This is a genomic window from Pseudoalteromonas sp. SG43-3, from assembly GCF_014164385.1.
In the GTDB taxonomy this organism is placed as follows: Bacteria; Pseudomonadota; Gammaproteobacteria; order Enterobacterales; family Alteromonadaceae; genus Pseudoalteromonas; species Pseudoalteromonas distincta.
In genome coordinates this window covers 1-1,464 of the sequence record NZ_JACJFC010000055.1, presented here as the reverse complement: position 1 = coordinate 1,464, position 1,464 = coordinate 1, and the positions used below count along the sequence as shown (strand labels likewise).

Genomic DNA, 1,464 nt, shown 5'->3' with positions numbered 1-1,464 from the left:
AGCTGTCTCTTATACACAAATCCCTGCTAAGAAATTAGCGGGGATTTTTTTGAACTAAATCTCAATGTCATGATCAGATCTTCAAATCTTGTTTGAGGGCACATTATGATTAACGAACATACTCATTGGGCAAAACAACAATTCGGTAAATCGGACTTAGGTGATCCAAGAAGAACAGCGCGTCTGGTAAAGTTAGCATCAACGCTTGCAAATGAACCAGGAAAACCACTTGTAAACATCACTCAATCCCCCGCCGATATGGAAGGTGCCTACCGCTTTATTCGCAACGAGAATATTGACGCAACGGCTATAGCAGAGTCAGGCTTTAAAGCCACGGTTGAACAAGCAAAAAGTCATAACTTGTTGCTCGCATTAGAAGACACGACCACACTAATTTATAAACATTCCTCCATTCGAGATGATTTGGGTCATGTCGGACGAGGAGCAAAACAACGAGGCTTGTTAGCTCATAGCGTATTACTGTTTGCGCCAGATACAAAGCAAGTTGTGGGATTAATTGAACAGTCTCGCTGGATTCGTGATATCAACACGATTGGAAAAAGAGAAAAACACGGGACGACTTCTTACGAAGAAAAAGAAAGTTACAAGTGGGAGTCAGCGTCACGAGCGATGGCAGAGCGGCTGCAAGGACAAATGGCGAACGTGATATCGGTGTGTGACCGCGAAGCGGACATCTACGAATACTTGCAGTATAAACTGACCGAGCAGCAACGATTCGTCGTACGCTCGATGCAAAGTCGTCATATTGAAGAAGGTGAGGATAAGCTCTATGCGTTTGCAAGCGAGCTGATGAGTGCAGGCACCAAACACATCCACGTTGCACAAAAAGGAGGAAGAAAAGCCCGAAGCGCAACACTGGATATCACCTATGCGCCAGTGACACTCAAAGCGCCTTACAATAAGAAAGGACGCTCCCTCCCAGTTTACTATGTCGGCAGTGCAGAGAGAGGAAACGCTGAGAACGGCTTAAGCTGGCACCTATTAACCAGTGAACCAGTCACCAGCAAAGAAGACGCCTTAGCTATCATCACCTACTATGAGCACCGTTGGCTTGTAGAGGAATACCATAAAGTCTGGAAAAGTGATGGCACGGATATCGAAAGTTTACGCCTTCAAAGCCAAGATAACATGGAAAGATTGGTGACGATTAATGGCTTTATTGCGACGCGAATATTCCAACTAAAGTTCACCAATGAGCAGCCTGATTCTCCAAGTTGTGAACAACTGTTATCTCCCAAAGCATGGAAGTTATTGTGGTTAAAGAGAATAAAAACACCATTGCCTGAAACTGCTCCAAATATGTCATGGGCGTATCAGGAACTGGCAAAGTTAGGAGGCTGGAAAGATACCAAGCGCACAGGGCGTGCATCTGTGAAAGTGTTATGGCAAGGATGGCTTAAGTTACAAGCCATCCTGGAAGGCTACGATTTAGCAAAATCTCTT

Annotated in this window: 1 protein-coding gene; it reads left to right on the top strand. The window is 44.8% G+C overall.

The window, feature by feature from the left end:
- Positions 1–105 precede the first annotated feature (105 nt).
- A partial coding sequence (locus tag H5157_RS20520; protein ID WP_182725405.1) for an IS4 family transposase occupies positions 106–1,464 on the top strand: 1,359 nt, incomplete at its 3' end.